Origin of the sequence: Enterococcus sp. 7E2_DIV0204 (genome assembly GCF_002140855.1) — a bacterium.
GTDB lineage: Bacteria > Bacillota > Bacilli > Lactobacillales > Enterococcaceae > Enterococcus_L > Enterococcus_L lemimoniae.
Window position 1 is genome coordinate 19,825 of sequence record NZ_NGKY01000004.1, and the last position, 2,909, is coordinate 22,733.

Annotated in this window: 5 protein-coding genes; 1 reads left to right on the forward strand and 4 read right to left on the reverse strand. The window is 32.4% G+C overall.

The genetic code is table 11. The annotated features are described in order from the left end of the window. Window positions 1–174: 174 nt before the first annotated feature. Together A5819_RS17940 and A5819_RS17945 are read right to left on the reverse strand one after the other, a co-directional pair. On the reverse strand, window positions 175–369 hold the full coding sequence (locus tag A5819_RS17940; RefSeq protein ID WP_086353086.1) for a CsbD family protein: 195 nt from the start codon (window positions 367–369) through the stop codon (window positions 175–177). A gap of 31 nt (window positions 370–400) precedes the next feature. Then, window positions 401–685, reverse strand: a complete 285-nt coding sequence (locus A5819_RS17945; protein ID WP_086353087.1) for a DUF1049 domain-containing protein — start codon at window positions 683–685, stop codon at window positions 401–403. Window positions 686–1,032: 347 nt separating this feature from the next. Here A5819_RS17945 and A5819_RS19065 point away from each other — a divergent pair, with 347 nt between their 5' ends. Next, window positions 1,033–1,125: a type I toxin-antitoxin system Fst family toxin gene (locus A5819_RS19065; RefSeq protein ID WP_254907342.1), complete on the forward strand. Its 93-nt coding sequence runs from the start codon at window positions 1,033–1,035 to the stop codon at window positions 1,123–1,125. A gap of 418 nt (window positions 1,126–1,543) precedes the next feature. On the opposite strand, the gene fic is transcribed toward A5819_RS19065, so the two are convergent. Both fic and A5819_RS17955 read right to left on the reverse strand, forming a co-directional pair. Next, window positions 1,544–2,146: a protein adenylyltransferase Fic gene (fic, locus tag A5819_RS17950; protein ID WP_086281961.1), complete on the reverse strand. Its 603-nt coding sequence runs from the start codon at window positions 2,144–2,146 to the stop codon at window positions 1,544–1,546. Window positions 2,147–2,333: 187 nt separating this feature from the next. Then, a partial coding sequence (locus tag A5819_RS17955; RefSeq protein ID WP_086353088.1) for a tyrosine-type recombinase/integrase occupies window positions 2,334–2,909 on the reverse strand: 576 nt, incomplete at its 5' end.

The window sequence follows — 2,909 nt, forward strand, 5'->3', positions numbered from 1 at the left end:
TATAATGTATAAATATATTATACATTATATAAGGTTACAAGTAAATCGTTTTTTACAATTAATAAATAATTATTTTCATTTACTTAGGTTCTCATGCGTGCTGCTACCGATACAAAAATTCACAGGTTTTTTTATTAAAATAAGGCAAACCAAATTGGTTTGCCTTTAACTCAATTATTTATCTAATTTTCCTTTTACGTTTTCAACAACGTCATCTAGCTTGTCTTTCGCATCAGAAGCGACTTCTTTTGCTTTACCAATCGTTTGATCTAGAAACCCTTCTGCTTTTTGCTTATTGTCACCAGTAACATCTCCAGCAACTTCTTTTGCTTTTCCTTTGATTTTATCGATATTTCCTTTGTCTGTCATATCATTTCCTCCTATAATAGTAATAATTTCATTATTTTTTTTTTAATTGTTCTTGTAATTCCGATAGCTCTTCACTTGTTTCTTTTTGCACATCATTGACAATCTTTTTTATGTCATTTCTTTTGATTGCCCATCCGGTGATAATTCCCAATACATAAAGAATAAGAATCAGTATAAGTAATGGTAAATTTAAAGAAAAGAAAATCAAAGATAGTTCTACAGTTTGAAAATTCTGAAATGCAAACAAAATGATTAATATAACAATGATAAGAGCAATTACTCGCTTTGGTGTGAATATTTGTTTTATTTTGTCCATGCTAACACCTCCTATCCTTATATTTTAACAAAGAAATCTTAATCCTTCAATTTGTATGCTTTAGTTTTTACACTCTACATTAAATAACAAAAGTTTTTTTAAATTCTTATATCAAGCTTTATTTCTCGATACAATTTATCACAAATTACATTTATCTGTTTTTTTCACAAACCACAAGTTGTCTTCACAATAGACTAATGAGACCCTTTGCAACGTAGCGTTGGTGTGTCTCCTTTTCACATGTCTTTTTTTGCAAAAAAAGACAGCTTTTCAACTTAATTTCTGATACACTGAAAGTGGTCGCTTTCCTCTTCAGCGATACAATCGCAGAAGGGGGGTGTATTCTTGTGATCTTGTTATATTCAACGTTGATTGCTCCTATTGTTGTAGGGATAGTTTTAGCGCTATTCAAACACTGGCTTGACAAACGGAGCAAATAAAGCGACTGAAAGCCAAAAAGAACCCCACCATTTAGCGGATGGTGGGGTTTGGTGTATCTCATAATCTGTTATATTCTTGTTTAGAATACATCTAAAACTTTATTTTGTCAAACTACTAACATTTATACTGATCATTCTTTGATCTCATGCATGCAACTATCGAGCGTTTTCGATAATTTGTCTATTCAATGATCTAATGAACGTAAAATACTAACATTGCTGGAAGTTAGCCTAGTTTTGGGGCAGCTTTTTTATTTTGCTAAAAACGGACGCTTTTGAGAATCCTCAGATCCCTCACTTAAGATAATACCTCAGTTTAAAAGTTGAAATGACCTTAGAATCGCTCTACCAATAACGTATGTTTATGGCATATAGATTTAGTTATAAGTTTTGGTGTTATTTTAGCCTTTTTCCCTGATTACAAGTCTTCAGTATTGAACTCTGTATATCCTTCGTAGTAATAACTAACATCGATACCTTTCATGTATGTTTCACGATCATTTACTAACGAAGTTAGTGCCTGCTTAATTAAATGAGCAATTTCCAAATCATTAATCGGACTACGTTCCATCGCAGAAAGATAATCTTCTTTGTTAATTAGATTCCAATCGATTACTTTGTTAATTTCTTGTTTAAGAATCAGATCCAGCCATATTCTTGTACTACACCCATTTCCTTCACGAAATGGGTGAGCAATGTTCATCTCAACATATTTTGCTACAATTTCATCGATTGTTGATTGCGGCATTTGATCAATATGATCTAATGAAACTTTTAAATACATCACCGGCGCAAATCTAAAATTTCCTTTAGCAATATTTACCGTTCTAATTTCACCGGCAAATTCATAAATATCTGAGAAAAGGTACTGATGAATATCTGCTAGCCCTTTGAATGTTCCTACTTCTAGTTTATCAATGTCCCCACTATCGTATAATTCCTTTGCATTCAATTTACTAAGCTTTTCTCCTACTCTTGCTAATTCAACTTGATTTGTAATGCCTAATTTATTTGTTAACATATTTTCCCTCCTGGTATTTTCTTATTTCTTATACCGATCAAGCATTGCTCATCAGATTCCTACTACTTTTAGTTCATTCATTTGTGAATCTATTCAGGACCTTTATTGTATTCTAATCTACTCACATGATGGCTTCTTTTCGAAAAAAATGACGTGTTTCTTCTATTATATAGTAAATAGTCTCACACTATAAATCCAAACTCATGACTGCCGTATCTTTATCCTCTTGTGTGATTCCAATATAGCGTAATGTCTCACGCTGCGATGAATGATTTAATAGCTCCTGTATGATCTCAATATGTGTCCCATTCTTATAAAGAAAATACCCAAATGTTTTTCTCATCGAGTGACTTCCGATATTTTTCATCCCTATACTTTTTGCTGCTTTACTTAACACATCCCAAAGTGCTTGCCGGCTTAATGGCTGATCCTCTCCTTTTCGACTTGGAAATAGAAAGTGATCAAAATCATTTGTTGCTACCTGAGAAGGAAATGCTTCATTCACATATTCTAAAATCTGTTTTCTCAATTTATTCGAAATAATAATGGAATTGTGTTTACCGGTCTTTTGTTCTTTCATTTCTAATCGTTCCTTCGCGATCACTCGACCACGAGAAATAATTAAGACGTCTGATAATTTCAATCGGCGTAAATCTGAAATTCGATAGGCGGTATTTATTCCAATCGAAAATAGTAATATATTTCTTGATCCCATTTTTCCGGAAGACAAAATCGCCTTCATTGCATCAATTTTCTTTTTTTC

Excerpts from the sequence above, each read along its gene's own strand:
- A5819_RS17940 (WP_086353086.1), bottom strand. The coding sequence starts at position 369 with ATGACAGACAAAGGAAATATCGATAAAATCAAAGGAAAAGCAAAAGAA.
- A5819_RS17945 (WP_086353087.1), bottom strand. The coding sequence starts at position 685 with ATGGACAAAATAAAACAAATATTCACACCAAAGCGAGTAATTGCTCTT.
- fic (WP_086281961.1), bottom strand. The coding sequence starts at position 2,146 with ATGTTAACAAATAAATTAGGCATTACAAATCAAGTTGAATTAGCAAGA.